The following is an 18903-nucleotide window of genomic DNA, read 5'->3' as shown; positions in this document are numbered from 1 at the left end:
GAGACCCGCATGACCGCCATTGATCCCGTCGATCTGACTGCCCGCCTTGTCCGTTGCCCGTCCGTAACCCCCGAAGAAGGCGGCGCGCTGGTTCTGCTCGAAGCGGAACTGTCGGCAGCAGGTTTTGAATGCACGCGGGTCGACCGCAATGGCACCTCGAACCTCTATGCCCGCTGGGGTCGCAAGGGCGCGAACCGGACGTTCGGTTTCAACGGTCACACGGATGTCGTGCCGGTCGGTGATCTGGACGCCTGGACCGTCGATCCGTTCGGGGCCGAGGTCAAAAACGGCTTTATGTATGGTCGCGGCACCACCGACATGAAATCCGGCGTGGCCGCTTTTGCTGCCGCTGCGATTGATTTCGTGCGCCAGACCCCGCCCGATGGTTCGATCGCACTTGCGATTACGGGCGATGAAGAAGGCGACGCTGAAGACGGCACGACCGCGCTGCTCGATTGGATGGCTGCCGAAGGCGAGGCGATGAGCGTTTGTCTCGTGGGTGAGCCGACGTGTCCCAACGAGATGGGCGAGATGATGAAAATTGGTCGCCGTGGTTCGCTGACCGCTTGGTTCACCGTGATCGGTGTTCAGGGCCACGCCGCCTATCCGCACCGCGCGAACAACCCGATGCCCGCCATGGCGCGCCTGATGGATCGTTTGTCTTCGCACGAATTGGATCAGGGCACCGAACATTTCGACGCCTCGACGCTGGCCGTTGTCACCATCGACACCGGAAACGCTGCGACGAACGTCATTCCTGCGCAGAGCCGTGCGACTGTGAACATCCGCTACAACGACCTCCACAGCGGGCAGAGCCTCACTGAATGGCTGCAAGCCGAGGCCGATAAGGTGGCCGCCGAATTCGGCCTCCAAGTCCAGATGAAGGTGAAGGTGTCTGGCGAAAGCTTCATCACCCCGCCGGGTGAACTGTCTGATCTGATTGCGAAATCAGTTGAGGCAGAGACCGGCCGCAAGCCCGTGCTCTCCACGTCGGGCGGCACCTCGGATGCGCGTTTCGTCAAGAACCACTGCCCCGTGGTGGAGTTCGGTCTGGTCGGCAAAACCATGCACCAAGTCGACGAACGAGTCGCGGTGGAGCAGATCGGACAGCTCAAATCCATCTATACACGCATCCTCACCGACTATTTCGGCTGATTGCGGGCCAAAACGGACTAGGTTTGCAGTATGATTTGGACGGTGCGTTCCCTGCGCACCGATGATAGTGCTGCCGAATGACCCGTATTCCTTCGAAAGAAGAAATCCTTCAGTGGATTTCCGACAACCCCACCCACGCAGCGAAGCGTGACATCGCCAAAGCCTTTGGCATCAAAGGTGCTGCGCGTATCGACCTCAAGCGCGTCCTGCGCGAGATGGAGAACGACGGCACGCTGACCCGCCGCCGTTCGTCCTATCGTGACCGCGAGAAGCTGCCGCCTGTGTCGCTGCTGCAAGTTCTGCCGCCTGACAGCAATGGCGACCTCTGGGCGCGACCGCTCGAATGGCATGGCGAAGGTGATGCGCCGACCATTTTGATGATGCAGAATGACGAAGACGGGCTCGGTCAAGGCGACCGCATCCTTGCGCGGATGACCGAGGTCGGCGGCGAGGAATACGACTACACGGCGCGCCTGATCCGCAAGGTCGGCACCAACCCGCTGCGCATCGTTGGCATTTACCGCAAGGCTCACGAAGGCGGTCGGATCATTCCGGTCGACAAGGGCTCCGACAAACAGTGGATCGTCCCCGCGAGCGCCGAACACGGCGCCAAGGACGGCGAACTGGTCGAGGCTGAGCAGTCGGGTCCGAAAGGCCGCCTCGGTTTGCCGAAGGCCCGCATCGTGTCGCGTCTGGGCGATCCCAGCGCGCCGAAGGCCGTGAGCCTTATCGCGATCCACCAGCACGGCATTCCCGATCAGTTCCCCGACGAGGTGATCGCTGAGGCCGATAAGTGCAAACCCGCTGGTCTGAAGGGCCGCGAAGACCTGCGCGATCTGCCTCTGGTCACGATCGACCCGCCAGACGCGCGTGACCGCGACGACGCGGTGCTGGCGATCCCTGACGATGATCCGAATAACAAGGGCGGCTTCCTGCTCTGGGTCGCGATTGCTGATGTGGCTCACTACGTGCGTCCGGGTTCCGAGCTTGACCGCGAAGCCCGCAAGCGCGGCAACTCCAGCTACTTCCCCGACCGCGTTGTGCCGATGCTGCCCGACCGTCTGTCGGGCGACCTGTGTTCGCTGCACGAAGACGTCCCGCGCGCCTGCATGGCTGTGCAGATGAAGATCGACAAGGACGGCCGTAAGCTGTCCCATCGTTTCACCCGCGGCCTGATGCAGTCGAAGGCGTCGCTCGCCTATGAGGACGCGCAGAAAGCCATCAACGGCGAGCCTGACGAACGCACTGAGCCGCTGCTCGACACCGTTCTGCGTCCGCTCTGGGGTGCCTACGCTGCGCTTAAACGCGCCCGCGAAGCCCGTCAGCCGCTGGAGCTCGATCTGCCCGAACGTCAGATCGTTCTGAACGACGAAGGGCAGGTCGCCTCGATCCAGTTCAAGGAACGCTATGACGCGCACAAGCTGATTGAAGAGTTCATGGTGCTGGCAAACGTCGCCGCTGCCGAAGAACTGGTGAAGCACAAGACCCCGCTGCTGTTCCGTGTCCACGAAGAACCGGGTCAGGAAAAGCTGGAGAACCTGCGCGAAGTCGCGCAGGCCAGCGGTCTGGTGCTGGCGAAGGGGCAGGTGCTGCAAACCCGTCACTTGAACCAACTGCTCCAGCAGGCCGAGGGCACGCCGAACGACGAACTGATCAACATCGCCACGCTGCGGTCGATGACGCAGGCGTATTACAGCCCAGAAAACTTCGGGCACTTCGGTCTGGCGCTGCGCAACTATGCGCACTTCACCTCGCCGATCCGCCGCTATTCGGACCTCATTGTCCACCGCGCGCTGATCAAGGCGCACAAGTGGGGCAACGACGGTCTGTCGGATTGGGATGTCGAACACCTCGACGCCACGGCAGAGCAGATTTCCAACACCGAGCGCCGTTCCATGATGGCGGAGCGCGACACGACCGACCGTTATCTCGCGGCGTTCATGTCCGAACGTGTGGGCGAGATCATCGGCGGCCGCATCAACGGGATCGCCAAATTCGGCGTCTTTGTGAAGCTGGACGAAAGCGGCGCCGACGCGCTGGTTCCAATCCGCACGCTTGGCACGGAGTTTTTCGAATATCATCAGGACACGCAACAACTGGTCGGCACCCGATCGGGCATGGTCGTTGCGATGGGCCAGCGCGTCACGGTCAAACTGATCGAGGCGCTGCCCGTCACCGGCGGCATCACGGCAGAGATCGTGACGCTTGACGAAAAACGGATCGCCAATGGCGGCGGCGCACGTGGCCGCGGCGGTAAGCCTATGAAGAAGAAGCTGAAAACGTCCAAGAAGAAAGCGGCGATCAAAGAGCGCAAGGTGAAGCGGACCCGCCGTTAACGGCGGTTTTCCGCGGGCCGATTTGGCAGGCAGAGGGTGCGGGCTAGTTCCGGTGTAAAGTAATTTACTAGGTGCCCATCATGCCCTTCTCCCGCCGCTCGCTCCTCGCAGCTCTAGCAGTTTTTCCCACCTTTGCTCACGCCCAGTCAGGGTTCGATGCGTGGGTGAGTGCGTTCAAATCCCGCGCGCGGTCGCGTGGCATCCGGCAGGACTGGCTAGACGTCGCCTTTGCCAACGTCCGCTACAATTCGGACGTGGTCGAGCGGGACCGTAATCAGGCTGAATTCAATCGCCAGATCTGGGAGTACCTCGACCTCGTTGTGTCTGACAGTCGTGTGTCCAACGGGCGCGAAGCCTATCGCCGACAGCTCAATACTCTTGGCCGCATCGAGGCGACCTACGGCGTGCCCGCCAATATCGTCGCTGCGATCTGGGGGATGGAGAGCGCCTACGGCACCCGTCGCGGCGATGTCCCCGTGATCGAGGCGCTGGCAACGCTGGCTTACGACGGACGGCGCGGGCGGTTCTTTGAAACGCAATTGATGGCCGCGCTTCGTATTCTTCAGGCAGGCAACGTCGCCCCCGCGCAATTCACCGGAAGCTGGGCAGGCGCGATGGGTCACACGCAGTTCATCCCAACGTCGTTCGAAGCCTATGCCGTTGATTTCGACGGCGATGGCCGCCGCAATGTCTGGTCTGACGACCCGACCGATGCGCTGGCATCTACGGCTTCCTATCTGTCCCGTTTTAACTGGCGGCGCGGTGTTCCGTGGGCAGTAGAGGTCCTGCTGCCGCGCACGTTCGATTTCAGCCAGTCAGACCGCAGCGTCAGCCGTATGCCGTCCGAGTGGGCGCAGCAGGGCGTTGTCGGCACCAACCGCCAGCCTGTGCCGGACTACGGCAGCGCGGGCATTCTGACGCCAGCGGGTGCGAGCGGCGTCGCTCTCATGACCTTCGCCAACTTCCGCACCATTGAACGCTATAACAATTCCGAAGCCTACGTGATGGGCGTCGGGCACCTTGCGGACCGGATCGCGGGTGGCGGTCCGTTTGTGGCGAGCTGGCCGCGCGGTGACCGCTCGTTAACCTCGGCAGAGGCGGCGGACATGCAAAGACGTTTGAATGCAATGGGTTATGATGCCGGTCCCGTCGATGGAAAGCCCGGTAGCCAGACACGTTCTGCGCTGCGCAACTGGCAGCGCAACGTTGGCCTGCCCGCAGACGGGCGGCCAAGCTTGCTGATGCTGAGGTACCTGAGGGGTTAGACCTTCGGGCCTAGTTCCGCGACGACCTGTTCGTAAACGGCGCGCTTGAACGGCACGATCGCATCCACCAGCTCATCCACAGCGATCCACTTCCAAGTGGTGAACTCGGGATGTTCGGACTGAATGTCGATCTGGTCGTCGGTGCCTTCGAAGCGGAACAGGAACCACTTCTGTTTCTGGCCGCGATACTTGCCCTTCCAGATGTGCGGAACGACGTCATGTGGCAGATCGTAGGCGACCCAATCTTCGGTTTCGGCTTCGAGAACGACAAGATCATCGGTCACGCCGGTTTCTTCCCAGAGCTCGCGAATGGCAGCGGTTTTGGCCTCTTCGCCGTCGTCGATACCGCCTTGGGGCATCTGCCAAGCATCATGATCGCGGTCATTGCGCTGACCGACGAACACCTTGCCCTCTTTGTTGGCGAGCATCACGCCAACGCAGGGGCGGTAAGGAAGTTTGGCGATGTCTTCGGGTGTCACAGTGTCGTCCTTGGCGAACCGGCGGCGCAGAACGCCGCCGGTGTTTCTTTACTCTTTGGTGTTCAGCGCGCTGAGGCCGCGGATAATGTCGATGGCGTAGGCCAGCTGGTAATCCTCGTCACGAAGCGCCGCAGTTGCTTCGGCTTCGGCAGCGTCTTCCTCGATCTGACGGATTTCGTCTTCGCTCAGGCTGTCGTTGACCAGAGCACCGCGCAGATCGGCTTCGGAACGCTGGGCGCGCTGGTTGCCTTCGTCCTCTTCGCTCACATCGGCAGGCATCGGCTGTTCGACGATGATGTCCGGCTGAATGCCGAGCGACTGGATCGAGCGACCCGAAGGCGTGTAATAGCGCGCGGTCGTCAGACGGATCGCACCGTCACCACGCAGCGGCATCAGGGTCTGAACCGAGCCCTTACCGAAGGACTTGGTGCCAACGACGATAGCGCGGCGGTGATCCTGAAGGGCGCCCGACACGATCTCGGACGCAGAGGCCGAGCCACCGTTGATCAGCACGACGATCGGCAGACCTTCGGCCAAGTCACCCGGCGTTGCGTTGAAGCGATCACCGTCTTCGGCGCTACGGCCACGGGTCGAAACGATCTCGCCCGCGTCAAGGAACGCGTCGGCAACGTAGATCGCCTGATTGAGCAGACCGCCGGGGTTGTTGCGAAGGTCTAGGATCACACCGTTAACGTTCTCGATGCCGCCAGCCTCTTCGACCTGTTCTTGCAGACCCGCTTCGAGGTCGGAGAAAGTCTGGTCGCTGAAAGTCGCGATACGCAGGACGACGGCTTTGCCTTCGGTACGCGCGCGGACGGCGGTCAGCTTGATGGTATCGCGGATGATCGACACATCGAACGGCTCGGCAGTGTCTTCGCGCACCAGCGTCAGAATGGTTTCGGAGCCGACCGGACCGCGCATCAACTCGACCGCCTCGTCCAGCGTCAGGCCAAGCAGGCTCTCGCCATCGACGTGGGTGATGAAGTCACCGGACATGACGCCAGCTGCATCGGCAGGGGTGCCGTCCATCGGGGAAACGACTTTGACCCAGCCTTCTTCCTGCGTGACTTCGATGCCGAGGCCGCCGAATTCACCGGTGGTCTGGATGCGCATGTCAGCAGCGTCGTCGGGCGACAGATAGCTGGAGTGCGGGTCGAGCGAGGTCAACATACCGTTGATCGCCGCGTCGATCAGTTCCTTCTCGTCGACTTCTTCGACGTATTGTGCGCGGATACGGTCGAAGATGTCGCCGAACATATCCATTTGCTCGTAGATGGTAGCGTTGCTGTCGTTTTCCTGTGCGATCAGCGGCCCCGCCAGCTGTGTCGTTGCCAGAACACCGAGCACGGTGCCGGTCACTGCGGCGAAAGCGAATTTTTTCATATTCCTACCTCTATTCGATCGCGAACCAAGTCGCGGGGTCTACCGGAGTTTGCCCCTCTCGCACTTCGAGATAAAGGCTCTCCGTCGCGCGTGCGCCCGCTCCTGCGTCGAGATCGGTCAAAATCTCGTCAACGAGAGGCGCATCGCCTCCCATCAGGCCGACCGGCGTTCCGGCTGGCAGCACGTCACCGACCTCACCAAACACATCTGCCAGTCCGGCGTAAATGAAAAGGATGCCCGCAGCGGGCTCAGTCACCACGACGTTACCGTAGTCGAGCAATTGTCCGCGAAAACGGAGCGTCGCCGCGACCGGAGTAACCACCATCGTGCGAGGCTGTGTTGCAATCAGCGTGCCCGGACGGACGATGCCGGCAAGGTCTTCTTCGTTGAAGCCGCGCAGGATGCGGCCCTGTACGGGCAGCGGGATTTCACCGCGCAGCGCCAGCGCATCGGGGGCCACGCCGGTGACGTCACCGTTGATCGTATCGTCGAGCCCGCTTGCCAGCGCATCGAGCGTTTCAACGGACGCGATCAGCAGAGCCATCTGCACCTGATCTTCGACGAAGCGTTGGGGCATGTCTTCGCGCTTGGAAACGGCTTCCGAAAGCGCGGTGCGCGCCGCTTGCGCTCCGTCGAGGCCCTCCGACAGCATTTCCGCAGCATTCGCCTGAATGTCGCGGAGGGTGGCGACCTCTTCCAGCTCGGCCTTCAGCTCGTTCGCCTGATCCTGAAGCGCAGGTGTCACATCCGCCACGATCATACCCGACCGCGCCGTGCCGAGTGCACCGGAGGGGTGTAGCAACAGAACAGGAGCGGGAGAGCGGCTCATGGATTGCAGCACGCCCAGCAGGTTGCCGATCTCGTCCGACTTCGCTTCGAGCTTCTGTTCGAGGGTGGTCTGGCGGATTGATGCCCTGCGCAGCCCCTCGCGAAGCGAAATCAGGCCTTCCTCGTAGGCTCGGACAGTCTCGGTCAGTGCCGCAACGCGGTCATCAGCCGAGGACGCATCGTCGAGCATAAGCGCAGCGGACTCGATCCGCTGCACCGCCGCCTGCGCAGCCTCTGCCGGACCGGTTTCCGCGATTGCGGCACCGGACCAGAGAGCAAATACAATTGCCGCTGCGCGGATCATCACTTGATCAGGCTTTCCCCGGTCATCTCTTCCGGTTTCTCCAGTCCCATCAGGTCCAAAATGGTCGGAGCGAGATCCGCGAGGCGACCGTTGCGGAGTGTCGTGCCTTCGGGCGCGCCGAATACAGCTACCGAAACGTGGTTCAGCGTGTGCGCAGTGTGTGCGCCGCCGGTTTCAGGGTCGATCATCGTTTCGCAGTTACCGTGGTCGGCAGTGATCACCATCGCGCCGCCAGCTTTTTCGAGCGCTGCAACGACCTTGGTCAGGCCCTGATCGACAGCTTCGCAAGCCTTGATCGCGGCATCCAGATCACCGGTGTGACCGACCATGTCGGGGTTGGCGTAGTTGGTGACGATCAGATCGTACCCTTTTTCGATGGCTTCCACGAACTTCTCGGTCACTTCGGGCGCCGACATTTCGGGCTGGAGGTCATAGGTCGCGACCTTGGGCGATTTCGGCATGTAACGGTCTTCGCCTTCCTCGGGCTCTTCTTTGCCGCCGTTGAGGAAGAACGTGACGTGCGGGTATTTTTCGGTCTCCGCCAGACGGAACTGGGTCAGGCCGTGCTTGGCAACCCAAGCGCCAAGAGTGTTGACGATTTCGCGCTTCGGGAAAACGGTCTCGTACCACTCGTTGTGGGCCGACGAGTACTGCACCATGCCGAGCAGCGCGGCGAACGGCGGCAGCGCTCCACGATCGAAGCCGTCAAACTCGGGGTTGCCGATTGCGGCGAGGATTTCGCGGGCACGGTCAGCGCGGAAGTTCAGGCAGAACAGGCCGTCACCCTCTTTCACGCCATCATAATCGCCGATGACAGTCGCCTTGATGAACTCGTCCATTTCGTCGCGACCATAGGCATCTTCGACGGCCTGCGCAGCGTTGTCGGCAGTGAATTGGCCTTTGCCGTCGACCATTGCCTCGTAGGCGGTCGAAACGCGTTCCCAACGGTTGTCGCGGTCCATCGCGTAGTAGCGGCCTGTCACGGTGACGACGTCGCAGCCCTCCGGCAGACGGTCGAGCAGGTCTTTTATGAAACCGTCAGCCGACTTCGGCGCGACATCGCGACCATCGGTGATCGCGTGCAGCACGACAGGCAGGCCAGCATCGCGCAGAACCTTGGCGGCGGAGACGATGTGGTCGATGTGACCGTGAACGCCGCCGTCCGACACAACGCCCATCAGGTGCGCGCGGCCGCCGGTTTCCTTGATCTTGTCGATGAAGTCGACCAGCGCTTCTTTTTCACCGAAGCTGCCGTCTTCCATCGACAGGTCGATCTGGCCAAGGTCCATGGCAACGACGCGGCCCGCGCCGATGTTGGTATGGCCGACTTCGGAGTTGCCCATCTGGCCGGTAGGAAGGCCGACGTCCGGACCGTGCGTAATCAGCTCTGCCGTGGGGCATTCGGACTGAAGACGGTCGAATGTGGGGGTGTTCGCAAGGGTCGGCGCGTTGGCGGTGCTGTCCGCGCGCTTACCCCAACCGTCGAGAATACACAGGACAACGGGTTTGGGTCGGCTCATAATCGGCTCCTTCATACTCGGGCAAGTCTTAGCGTTCCGTCGGGCCAAGGAACAGCCCTACGGTTTCGGCGGTATGAAAATACTGCGTGGAACAGCGATTTTTCGCAGATCGTGACTAGCCCGCCCCGATCAGGGCACCTGCGGCAAACACCAGTGCGCCGCCGACGACGACTTGGAATGCGGCGCGGAAGAACGGGGTGTCCATGTATTTGTTCTGGATCCACGTAATTGCCCAGAGTTCAACGAAGACGATGATCAGCGCGATGACGGTCGCCGTCCAGAAATGCGGGATGAGGTAGGGCAGGGCGTGACCCAGACCGCCGAGCGTGGTCATCACGCCCGTTGCGACACCGCGTTTGACCGGCGAGCCGCGGCCCGAGATTTGACCGTCGTCCGAAGCGGCCTCGGTAAAGCCCATGGAAATGCCCGCACCGATCGACGCGGCGAGGCCGACCTGAAGCGTGGTCATCGGGTCTTCGGTCGCAAATGCGGTTGCAAAGATAGGGGCGAGGGTCGACACCGAGCCGTCCATCAAACCCGCCAGACCCGGCTGGACGTAGGTCAGGACGAACTGACGGTGCGCGGCTTTTGCTTCGTCGTCGATGTGCTCGTCGGTCAGGTGCTCGTGTTCGAGGTCGACGGCTTTCTGGTTATGGCCCGCTTCCGCCGCAGCCAGATCGCCGAGCAGTTTGCGGGTGCCTGCATCCGAGGTCGACTTGGCCGCAGCAAGGTAAAACCGCTCCGCATCGCGCTCCATGTTGGCGGCTTCTTCGCGGATACGCTCGATGCCGAGGTTTTCGACCAGCCAGACGGGGCGGCGGGTGTAGTAGCCGCTGACGTGTTCGCGGCGGATCAGCGGAATCACATCACCAAAGCGGCGCTGGTGCTCTGCAATCAGGCGTTCGCGGTGCGTGTCTTCCTCTGCTGCCATCTCGTCGAAAACGGCCGCGCTGGCGGGGAATTCGGCGCGGAGGCTCTTGCCATACATTCTGTATATACGCGCATCGTCCTCCTCGGACGAAATTGCGAGAGCCAGAATTTCCTGTTCTGTCAGATCCTTAAACCGACGGCGCTGGGCGAGTGCAGAGAGCATGGCGACCTCCTAGGGTGTCTGCGTTCAGCCTATGCCGAATTGCCGGATTAGCAACCGTGACAGATTGGCCAAGCTCCGATACGGCGAGTGTGACTGACGAAAACGCCACGACACCGTGTGTCATGCAGTCATAAGCTTTGCTTGTGAGTTCGGCGTCGATGCGGCTAAACTCGGCTATCTCAAAGGAGTGGCCATGCCGGACGGCGATCAGGACATCAAACGCGGACGCAAGTTCGAACAGGTTATCGAAGGGGCACGCGAAGTGTTCCTGAGGGATGGCTTTGACGGAGCCAGCGTGGACGACATCGCCAAAGCGGCGGGGGTCTCCAAGGCAACGCTCTATAGCTACTTTCCCGACAAGCGCCTGCTGTTCATGGAGGTTGCACGTATCGAATGTCAGGTGCAGGCGGAGAATATCTCCTCTCGCGTCGATCTTAAGCTGTCCCTGCCTGACATGCTGAACTTTGCCGCGCGCGAGTTTATCGAAATTCTGACCCGTCCCTTCAATCGCCGCATGTACCGCATGTGCGTTGCCGAGGCCGAGCGTTTCCCTGCCGTTGGTGAACAGTTCTACACCTGCGGCCCTTCAAACGGGCGCATGAAAATCGGGAAATTCCTGAAGAAATACGTCGAGCGCGGTGAGCTGGCTATCGAAGACATCGACCTCGCGGCTGATCAGTTCGAGATGCTTTGTAAGGCCGACATCGTCGACCGTGGACTGTTCCTGAACCAGTCCGAATTCACCGACGCCGAAAAGAAGCGTGTCGCCGATGGCGCGGTCGAGATGTTCCTCGCCCGCTACGGTGTGAAGTAAGCCCCCGCCCGAAGGCGAGGGCCGTAAAGTTTAGTACACGACGACCGAACGGATCGACTTGCCTTCGTGCATCAGGTCGAAGCCCTTGTTGATGTCATCCAGCGAAAGCGTGTGGGTAATCATCGGGTCGATTTCGATCTTCCCTTCCATGTACCAGTCGACGATCTTCGGAACGTCGGTACGCCCGCGGGCGCCGCCGAACGCGGTGCCTTTCCAGACGCGGCCGGTGACCAGCTGGAACGGGCGGGTGCTGATTTCTGCGCCAGCAGCAGCCACGCCGATCACGATCGACTGACCCCAACCACGGTGCGAACATTCCAGCGCCTGACGCATGACAGTCGTGTTGCCGGTGCAGTCAAAGGTGTAATCCGCGCCGCCGATCAGGTCGCCACGACGCTTGGTCATATTGACGATGTACGGCACGATGTCTTCGCCGATTTCCTTCGGGTTGACGAAATGGGTCATGCCGAAGCGTTCGCCCCATTCCTTTTTATCGTTGTTGAGGTCGACGCCGATAATCATGTCGGCACCTGCGAGGCGCAGACCCTGAATGACGTTCAGACCGATGCCGCCGAGGCCAAAGACGACGGCGGTCGCGCCTGCCTCGACCTGCGCGGTGTTGATGACAGCGCCCACGCCGGTGGTGACGCCGCAGCCGATGTAGCAGACCTTGTCGAACGGCGCGTCTTCACGGATTTTGGCGAGCGCGATTTCCGGCAGGACCGTGTGGTTCGCGAAGGTCGAGCAGCCCATGTAGTGCAGGATCGGCGTGCCATCGAGCATCGAGAAACGCGAGGTGCCATCGGGCATCAGCCCCTGACCTTGGGTGCCACGGATCGAGGTACAGAGGTTGGTCTTCTGGCTGAGGCAGCTCGGGCACTCGCGGCATTCCGGCGTGTAGAGCGGAATGACGTGGTCGCCGGGCTTCAGGTTTTTAACGCCGGGTCCTACTTCGACAACGACGCCAGCGCCTTCGTGACCGAGGATGGCGGGAAACAGACCTTCGGGGTCAGCGCCCGAAAGGGTAAATTCGTCGGTATGGCAAATGCCGGTGGCCTTGATCTCGACCAGAACCTCGCCCTCTTTCGGGCCTTCGAGGTTCACGTCCATGACCTCGAGCGGTTTGCCAGCCTCAAGGGCGACGGCGGCACGGGTACGCATTAAGAAATCCTCCTCTGAATGGGTCCAAACTGCGATAAAGCGAGGGTGAAAACAACGTTGCTATTGATGGGTCTTCCCATTTCCTTTCAAATCGTTTCACCCGCTATGACAGGAGTAACAAGTGCGACGTTTTTCTTTCGTTTCCGTCATTTGCGCGATTTTGACCGGATGTGGAACCACCGAGTTGACACCACCACCGGCTTTTCCCGAAGAAGCCTACGACACTTGCGGTGGTTCGCAATACGCCGATTTGATCGGACAGCCGGACTACGCGCTGGAGAAAGTGCTCATCCTCGACGAGGTGCGAATTCTACGCCCCGGCGACATTGTCACGATGGAATACCGGATGCGCAGGCTCAATTTCGAGATCGATGAAAACGGGATCATCGACCGGATTTATTGTTCTTGAGACAGGTCAAACGGGCAGGGTGCTTGATTTGCGAAGAAAATACCGCAACTTTGAAGTATGACGCTGCAACCGCCCACCCCGTTTATTGGCTCGTCAGAGCAGGTGTCGTTTCACCGGACCGAGCTGCACATTATCCTCGGCCTTTACGGGCGGATGGTCGCTGCGGGCGAATGGCGGGACTACGGCATCTCCGCGCTGAAGGATGTCGCGGTGTTTTCCGTGTTTCGGCGGACCGCCGAATTTCCGCTTTACCGCATTGAAAAACGACCCAAATTTCGCATGAAGCAGGGCCAGTATTCCGTGATTTCGGCAGAGGGCATGATCCTCAAGCGGGGCAACGATCTGAAACAGGTTCTGGTGCCGCTGGAGCGCAAACTGATTCGCGCCGTCGATTAGATCCTGCGGTGGGTCCGGACGGGCCCGGTCCTGCGCAGCGCGTCATCCATATCCTCGATCGCGACTGCCATGTGATGCGCGTTGGCGTGGATGATGTTCTTATCGTCGTAAACAATCGCCACGTGACCCGGCCAGAAGAACAGATCGCCGCGCTCCGGTTTTGTGTCGGTTAGCGCCGCGCCGCAAGACTGTTCTTGCAGGTCACTGTCACCCGCGCAGTGTACCCCGCATGCCCCAAATGATGCGGACACCAAGCCCGAGCAATCGATCCCGCGTGTGGAGTTGCCGCCCCAGAGATACGGGACATTGAGGTGCAGCTCGGCAACAGCGACGGGGTCCTTGCGGCTGACGTCATTGCGCTCGATATGCTGGACCGGAACGTAGCCGAGCGGGGTCTTCGCGAATTTGTCGCTCGTGTCTAACACAGGCAATTCCGCGCCAAATCCGATGAAACTGAGGTTCGGCGATTTTATCGACGCTTCGCGGTAAATGTGCGTTCCGAAGGAGCTAATCCGGTGATCAGGAGCCCAATCGGTGCTGAGTTGCGCGGACAGAACGTAGCCGACGTAGCCGGTGCGTTGCGACTGGACGTAGCTCCAGCCGGCATCGTCTTCATACACGGTCAGGGGCGTGCCTGCCTGAAGCTGCCTGTCACGCCGACCGCCCGGAATGTCGAGTAATTCGACGAGCGGGGCCGCGACATAGGCGGTATGACCTTCGGTGTATCGCGGCGCGGTAACCGTCCCCTTAAGGTAAGCCGCCGCAACCCGCGAATTGGCAGGCGTGGTCCGTCTGTCGGTCATAGGCCGAGCATTTTTGGCAGTGCTTCGAGCAGAGCGCGGGCACCTTGGCCGACGCCGCCCTGCGGGCGCGCGGGCGCTGCGGAAGGCTGCCAGCCATAAATGTCGAAGTGCATGTAGCGCGGCGCATCGACGAAACGGCGCAGGAACAGGGCGGCCGTTATGGACCCTGCAAAACCACCCTTCGGCGCATTGTCGAGGTCCGCGACGCCCGGTTCGATCATCGCCTCGTAGGGATTGTGGAACGGCATCCGCCAGACCGGATCGGCGACCTGAACGGCAGCAATCGCCAGCGCGGATGCATCGTCATCATGATCGGTGTAGAACGGCGCCAGGTCAGGGCCGACAGCCACGCGGGCCGCACCGGTCAGCGTCGCCATGGAGACGATCAGATCGGGGTTTTCTTCGCTGCCATAGGTCAGCGCGTCGGCGAGGACGAGGCGGCCTTCGGCGTCAGTGTTGTTGATCTCTACCGTGAGACCCTTGCGGCTGTTCAGAATATCCTGCGGACGGAAGGCATTACCGGCGATGGAGTTTTCGACGGCAGGGATCAGGACGCGCAGGCGCAGCTTCAGCCCGAGGCCCATGATCATATGCGCAAGGCCGAGCACAGTGGCAGAGCCGCCCATATCTTTCTTCATCAGACCCATCGACGACGACGGCTTGATGTTCAGGCCGCCGGTGTCAAAACAGACACCCTTACCAACCAACGTCAGCGTCGGACCTTCGCTGCCCCAACGCATATCGATCAGACGGGGCGCGCGGTTCGCAGCGCGGCCGACGGCGTGGACCATCGGGAAGTTCTTTTCCAGCAGGCCGTCGCCAACGGTGACTTCGATGCTTGCGCCGTGTTCCTCGGCCAGTTTGCGGGCGGCGGCTTCCAGATCGGGCGGGCCCATGTCGGAGGCGGGCGTGTTAATCAGATCGCGCGTCAGGCGCTCGCCCTTGGCGATGGTCAGAATACGGTCTGCGTCGATGCCCTTAGGTGCGACCAGCGTCGCCTTCATCTCGCTCTGCTTGCGGTATCGGTCGAAACGGTAGGACGCCAGCAGCCAGCCAAGCGCGGCTTCTTCAAGTGCAGCGCCTTCGAGGCCTTTCAGGTCATAGGCACCTTCGGGCAGTTTCGCGGCACCCGCAGCGACAATAAACCTTTGGCGGCTTTGCGCTTTTTGGTCGCCCATTCCGATGAATGCGCGCTCGATGCCGCCATCCGTGTTCGGCAACGTCAGAACCTGACCCGCGCCGCCGTCGAACCCCTGCACCTTGGCCCAAGCCTGGGCGTTTTCCGTCAGTCCATTCTGGACAGCGGACCAGTTTGCAGAAGTGACGGCTTCGAGGGTGATTGCGGGGGCGTCGGGCGCAGCAAAGTTCAATTCGGGCTCCGTGGTTTTCGCCCAGCGTATCCATCCGCGCGGTGCCTGCAAGTCACTTCATTGCGCGTCTCGTGCGGTCCATAGATGCTCTGGTGCACGATGGACAAGCCGGCCCAAACGCGCCACAACGGCCGCCAGAGCCATCGGATCGTGGATTCTGGCACAGTTGATCATGTCCATCGCGACTTTGCCGATCTTGTCGAGGCCGTAGTGCTTGGCTGTGGCGGCGACTTCGTAACCCAGATCGGGCAGGTCGCCGAAATCACAGTCGAAATGTTTGGCCCTGATGCGGGCGAAGAGCACATCGAGCTCCTCGGTCGCGTTGGCGATAAGGTCCTCGGTATCAGTCAGACTGAGCCCGTGGAAAAGTTGGTAGGCGCGCGACGGATCGGTCGTGCCTGTGTCGGATGGATCGAGCCGCACGACGTTGCGGGTCTGAGGCGCGGGGGCGATACGATGTGTCTGTGTGTCTTGCATGAGTAGCTGGTTACGATCACTGTGGTTCCAAAGCGGTTTACGTCGCGTCGAGAAATGTTTCGAACTTCGCGCAAATGCCGCCTAATTAGCCGTGAATAAACGAACGGAGAGATGATGCATTCCGCCCGCCCGCTTCCCGAATATCTGGTCCGCCGCTACCAAGGCTGGAAAGCCACGGCATACACCGAAAACCGCGCTTGGTATCGCCGCCTTGCCGATGAGGGCCAGCGCCCCCGCGCGATGGTGATTTCCTGCTGCGATAGCCGTGTGCATGTCACTTCCATTTTCGGTGCGGAGACTGGTGAGTTCTTCATTCACCGCAACATTGCAAACCTCGTGCCGCCCTACACTCCCGATGGCGATCACCACGGTACGTCGGCAGCGGTCGAATACGCTGTCAGCTCGCTCAAGGTTGCCCACATCATCGTCATGGGTCACTCGCAGTGCGGCGGCGTCGCCGGTTGTCACGCGATGTGCCACGGCAATGCGCCTGAATTGGAAGAGAAAACGTCCTTCGTTGGCACTTGGCTGAACCTGCTTCGTCCTGGTTTCGAGCGCGTCTCGGAACTGCCGGAAGAGCAGCAGGTCAAGGCGCTTGAGCGTGAAGCCGTGCTGGTAAGCCTCGAAAACCTGTCGACCTTCCCATTCGTGCAGAAGGCGATGGAAGATGGAATGCTGACGCTCCACGGTCTCTACAATGACATCGGTGAAGGAACGCTGGAGTTCCTCGATCCGACGGACAGCAAGTTCCACCTGATCTAAGAGAGAGGCGCCGCGAGGCGCCTTTTTCACATCTGGATCATGCCTCGACCGATAACGCGGCGCATCCAACTCTGGCGCATGTAACGACGAAGAAGTGCGTTGCGGCGGCCTTGTCGGGCTTTGTCCAGAAGCGTCATCTATCTATCCCATGCGGCGGGGCTTCCTTCGCGAGCGATAGCCCAGCTCTTCGGCAAAGAGCGAAGCGATCTCGTCGCGCGTAACCCTGTTTTCGTCCTTCGCACGCCGCGTGGGCGCGCTGGTGGCAAAAGGCGTTTTTCGCCAAAGGATATCCTTGATGGTCATTTCACATGTCCATTCCAGAGTGCCTTCGGGGGCAAGGCCGTTAAATTTTAAGGTGACCGCTCGCATCCGGTGACGTCAGTGGATTGGGACACGGACGCCACCGGACCGAGGAAGGTTGGTCGAGCGAGCGAGGCGTTAGCGGATTGGGACACCACCGCCTCATGTCCAACACTACCTCAAGGTGTGATTCCATTCAGCTTCTACAACGGGGAAGATGTGGTGCAAAAGTACATAATGGAATATTCGTTCGATATTCCCGTATCGGGTTATGGAGATAGGAAGTTCTGCCTTCAGGCAGGCAGATGCCCGTCAAAAATGCGAACAGCCCGACCGAAGCCGGGCTGCTCTGCCAAGGTTGTAGCTGCTTAGCGTCCTTAGCGCTTCTTCAGCAATGGTCGCGGGCGATGCGGGTACTCGTTACCCTGTCCAAAGATATTCCGTTCCCACATTTCCAAAGAGGCCAATGCCGTGCGGCGGCCGTCTCTCGCTTTGACAAGAAGGTTCATTTTTCCGAGCCTTTCGAACTAGTTACCGTGAGAAAAGCACATGACGCGGTTTTGCAGCGATACGCGAACCACACAGGTGCTGCGAACTGAATTGCCAACCCGTACTCTTAACGCGGAACAAAGACCCATCGGGTTGTGGCAGTTGATGCTTTGTCATGGCGCTTTCCCCCTTGGCCGAGACACCTCACTGAGAAGATTTCGAGGCCCCCGCCCGTTTGTCTTCTCAATAGTGAGATTATCGCCGCGAGGGTTGGGCGGCAGTTGACCAAAGGACTGATCAAAAGCTGAAAAAGTCTATCAAATAATACGAATGTATATTTCTCAGGATCGGATGAATTCTCAAAAATAGACTTAGGTGGTGCAACATTTCCCGCACCACTGTCGGCGCCCCGGCGCGTTCGGTGAAATGACCTAGCGAAAGGTATCGGTGAGTCGCCAAGAGAATCGGCCTATCCCGAAAAGAATAAGGCCGCCCACCTTTCGGTAGACGGCCTCGAATGTTGCTGAAGGCTGGGATCAGCCCTTTTTCAGGCAGCGTTGGCCGAGGACTTCCGCGATCTGAACCGCGTTCAGAGCAGCGCCCTTACGCAGGTTGTCCGAGACGCACCAGAAGTTGATGCCGTTTTCGACGGTCACGTCCTGACGGATGCGGCTGATGAAGGTCGCGAAGTCGCCAACGCATTCGACCGGAGTGACATAGCCACCAGCTTCGCGCTTATCGACGACCATGATGCCCGGAGCTTCGCGCAGGATGTCGGTCGCTTCTTCCCAGTCGAGGAACTCTTCGAACTCGACGTTGATCGATTCGGCGTGGCCGACGAAGGTCGGGACGCGCACGCAGGTCGCGGTGACCTTGATGCTCTTGTCGACGATCTTCTTGGTCTCGGTGACCATCTTCCATTCTTCCTTGGTGTCGCCGCTGTCCATGAAGACGTCGATGTGCGGGATCACGTTGAAGGCGATCTGCTTAGGGTAAACCGACGGAGCGACTTCCTGACCGGGGACGTACATGCCCTTGGTCTGGTTCCAAAGCTCGTCGATGGCTTCCTTGCCGGTGCCCGAAACGGACTGGTAGGTCGACACGACGACGCGCTTGATCTTGGCGCGGTCATGCAGCGGCTTCAGTGCCACAACCATCTGCGCGGTCGAGCAGTTCGGGTTCGCGATGATGTTTTTCTTCGTGTAGTTCACGACTTCGTCGGCGTTCACTTCCGGAACGATCAGCGGAACATCGGGGTCGTAGCGGTAGAGCGACGAGTTATCGATGACGACGCAGCCTTGGCTGGCAGCCTTCGGTGCGTACTTCTTCGTCGCGTCCGAACCGATCGCGAAGAGAGCGATGTCCCAGCCGGTGAAGTCGAACTGTTCGAGGTCCTGGGTCTTCAGAGTCTTGTCGCCAAAGCTGACTTCGGTGCCGAGCGATTTTCGGCTGGCCAGCGCAGCAATTTCATCAACCGGAAACTCGCGTTCAGCGAGGATGTTGAGCATTTCGTGGCCCACGTTGCCCGTGGCGCCAACGACGACGACTTTGTAGCCCAT

Annotated in this window: 18 protein-coding genes; 7 read left to right on the top strand and 11 right to left on the bottom strand. The window is 60.5% G+C overall.

Going from position 1 to position 18903, the window contains the following annotated elements; all coding sequences use genetic code 11:
- Positions 1-9 precede the first annotated feature (9 nt).
- The 3 genes from dapE to HCZ30_RS12400 all read left to right on the top strand — a co-directional run bounded on the left by dapE (position 10) and on the right by HCZ30_RS12400 (position 4756).
- On the top strand, positions 10-1155 hold the full coding sequence (gene dapE / locus HCZ30_RS12410; RefSeq protein ID WP_167638616.1) for a succinyl-diaminopimelate desuccinylase: 1146 nt from the start codon (positions 10-12) through the stop codon (positions 1153-1155).
- Positions 1156-1232: 77 nt separating this feature from the next.
- On the top strand, positions 1233-3491 hold the full coding sequence (gene rnr, locus HCZ30_RS12405) for a ribonuclease R (RefSeq protein ID WP_167638615.1): 2259 nt from the start codon (positions 1233-1235) through the stop codon (positions 3489-3491).
- Between the two features lie 80 nt (positions 3492-3571).
- Positions 3572-4756 carry a lytic murein transglycosylase gene (locus HCZ30_RS12400; RefSeq protein WP_167638614.1) on the top strand — a complete coding sequence of 395 codons (1185 nt, stop codon included), beginning with the start codon at positions 3572-3574 and terminating at the stop codon, positions 4754-4756.
- On the opposite strand, the gene HCZ30_RS12395 is transcribed toward HCZ30_RS12400, so the two are convergent.
- The 5 genes from HCZ30_RS12395 to mbfA all read right to left on the bottom strand — a co-directional run bounded on the left by HCZ30_RS12395 (position 4753) and on the right by mbfA (position 10363).
- Positions 4753-5235 (bottom strand): RNA pyrophosphohydrolase, encoded by a 483-nt coding sequence (locus HCZ30_RS12395; protein ID WP_167638613.1) that lies wholly within the window; start codon positions 5233-5235, stop codon positions 4753-4755. The two genes, HCZ30_RS12400 and HCZ30_RS12395, sit on opposite strands and share 4 nt — an antisense overlap.
- 48 nt (positions 5236-5283) lie before the next feature.
- Positions 5284-6618 (bottom strand): S41 family peptidase, encoded by a 1335-nt coding sequence (locus HCZ30_RS12390; RefSeq protein ID WP_167638612.1) that lies wholly within the window; start codon positions 6616-6618, stop codon positions 5284-5286.
- 10 nt (positions 6619-6628) lie between these two features.
- A complete protein-coding gene (locus HCZ30_RS12385; protein ID WP_167638611.1) occupies positions 6629-7750 on the bottom strand; it encodes a murein hydrolase activator EnvC family protein in 1122 nt (373 codons plus the stop codon).
- The gene (gene gpmI, locus HCZ30_RS12380) at positions 7750-9270 is read right to left on the bottom strand and encodes a 2,3-bisphosphoglycerate-independent phosphoglycerate mutase (RefSeq protein ID WP_167638610.1); all 1521 of its coding nucleotides are present in this window, start codon (positions 9268-9270) and stop codon (positions 7750-7752) included. The genes HCZ30_RS12385 and gpmI overlap by 1 nt, the downstream gene beginning before the upstream one ends.
- A 115-nt stretch (positions 9271-9385) precedes the next feature.
- Positions 9386-10363, bottom strand: a complete 978-nt coding sequence (gene mbfA / locus HCZ30_RS12375) for an iron exporter MbfA (RefSeq protein ID WP_167638609.1) — start codon at positions 10361-10363, stop codon at positions 9386-9388.
- Positions 10364-10556: 193 nt separating this feature from the next.
- Here mbfA and HCZ30_RS12370 point away from each other — a divergent pair, with 193 nt between their 5' ends.
- Positions 10557-11177, top strand: a complete 621-nt coding sequence (locus HCZ30_RS12370) for a TetR/AcrR family transcriptional regulator (protein WP_167638608.1) — start codon at positions 10557-10559, stop codon at positions 11175-11177.
- Positions 11178-11207: 30 nt separating this feature from the next.
- Here HCZ30_RS12370 and HCZ30_RS12365 read toward each other — a convergent pair whose 3' ends face one another.
- Positions 11208-12338, bottom strand: a complete 1131-nt coding sequence (locus HCZ30_RS12365; protein WP_167638607.1) for an S-(hydroxymethyl)glutathione dehydrogenase/class III alcohol dehydrogenase — start codon at positions 12336-12338, stop codon at positions 11208-11210.
- A gap of 184 nt (positions 12339-12522) precedes the next feature.
- Here HCZ30_RS12365 and HCZ30_RS12360 point away from each other — a divergent pair, with 184 nt between their 5' ends.
- Positions 12523-12747, top strand: a complete 225-nt coding sequence (locus HCZ30_RS12360) for an I78 family peptidase inhibitor (RefSeq protein ID WP_246212794.1) — start codon at positions 12523-12525, stop codon at positions 12745-12747.
- Positions 12748-12804: 57 nt separating this feature from the next.
- Entirely contained in the window at positions 12805-13143 is a 339-nt protein-coding gene (locus HCZ30_RS12355) for a DUF2794 domain-containing protein (RefSeq protein ID WP_167638605.1), read from the top strand.
- On the opposite strand, the gene HCZ30_RS12350 is transcribed toward HCZ30_RS12355, so the two are convergent.
- The 3 genes from HCZ30_RS12350 to HCZ30_RS12340 are packed head-to-tail and all read right to left on the bottom strand — an operon-like array spanning position 13140 to position 15793.
- Positions 13140-13946: a C40 family peptidase gene (locus HCZ30_RS12350; protein ID WP_167638604.1), complete on the bottom strand. Its 807-nt coding sequence runs from the start codon at positions 13944-13946 to the stop codon at positions 13140-13142. The genes HCZ30_RS12355 and HCZ30_RS12350 overlap by 4 nt on opposite strands.
- Entirely contained in the window at positions 13943-15316 is a 1374-nt protein-coding gene (locus HCZ30_RS12345) for a leucyl aminopeptidase family protein (RefSeq protein ID WP_167638603.1), read from the bottom strand. Before HCZ30_RS12345 ends, HCZ30_RS12350 begins: the two co-directional genes overlap by 4 nt.
- Positions 15317-15373: 57 nt before the next feature.
- Positions 15374-15793, bottom strand: a complete 420-nt coding sequence (locus HCZ30_RS12340; protein WP_167638602.1) for a hypothetical protein — start codon at positions 15791-15793, stop codon at positions 15374-15376.
- Positions 15794-15907: 114 nt separating this feature from the next.
- Here HCZ30_RS12340 and HCZ30_RS12335 point away from each other — a divergent pair, with 114 nt between their 5' ends.
- Positions 15908-16555 (top strand): carbonic anhydrase, encoded by a 648-nt coding sequence (locus HCZ30_RS12335; protein ID WP_167638601.1) that lies wholly within the window; start codon positions 15908-15910, stop codon positions 16553-16555.
- Positions 16556-16696: 141 nt separating this feature from the next.
- On the opposite strand, the gene HCZ30_RS12330 is transcribed toward HCZ30_RS12335, so the two are convergent.
- Complete coding sequence (locus tag HCZ30_RS12330) at positions 16697-16858, bottom strand: hypothetical protein (protein WP_167638600.1); 162 nt, start codon at positions 16856-16858, stop codon at positions 16697-16699.
- A 1022-nt stretch (positions 16859-17880) separates the two neighbouring features.
- Positions 17881-18903 (bottom strand): aspartate-semialdehyde dehydrogenase, encoded by a 1023-nt coding sequence (locus tag HCZ30_RS12325; protein ID WP_167638599.1) that lies wholly within the window; start codon positions 18901-18903, stop codon positions 17881-17883.

Origin of the sequence: Marivivens donghaensis, from assembly GCF_011806565.1 — a bacterium.
GTDB lineage: Bacteria > Pseudomonadota > Alphaproteobacteria > Rhodobacterales > Rhodobacteraceae > Marivivens > Marivivens donghaensis_A.
This window is presented reverse-complemented; position numbering and strand designations above follow the sequence as displayed.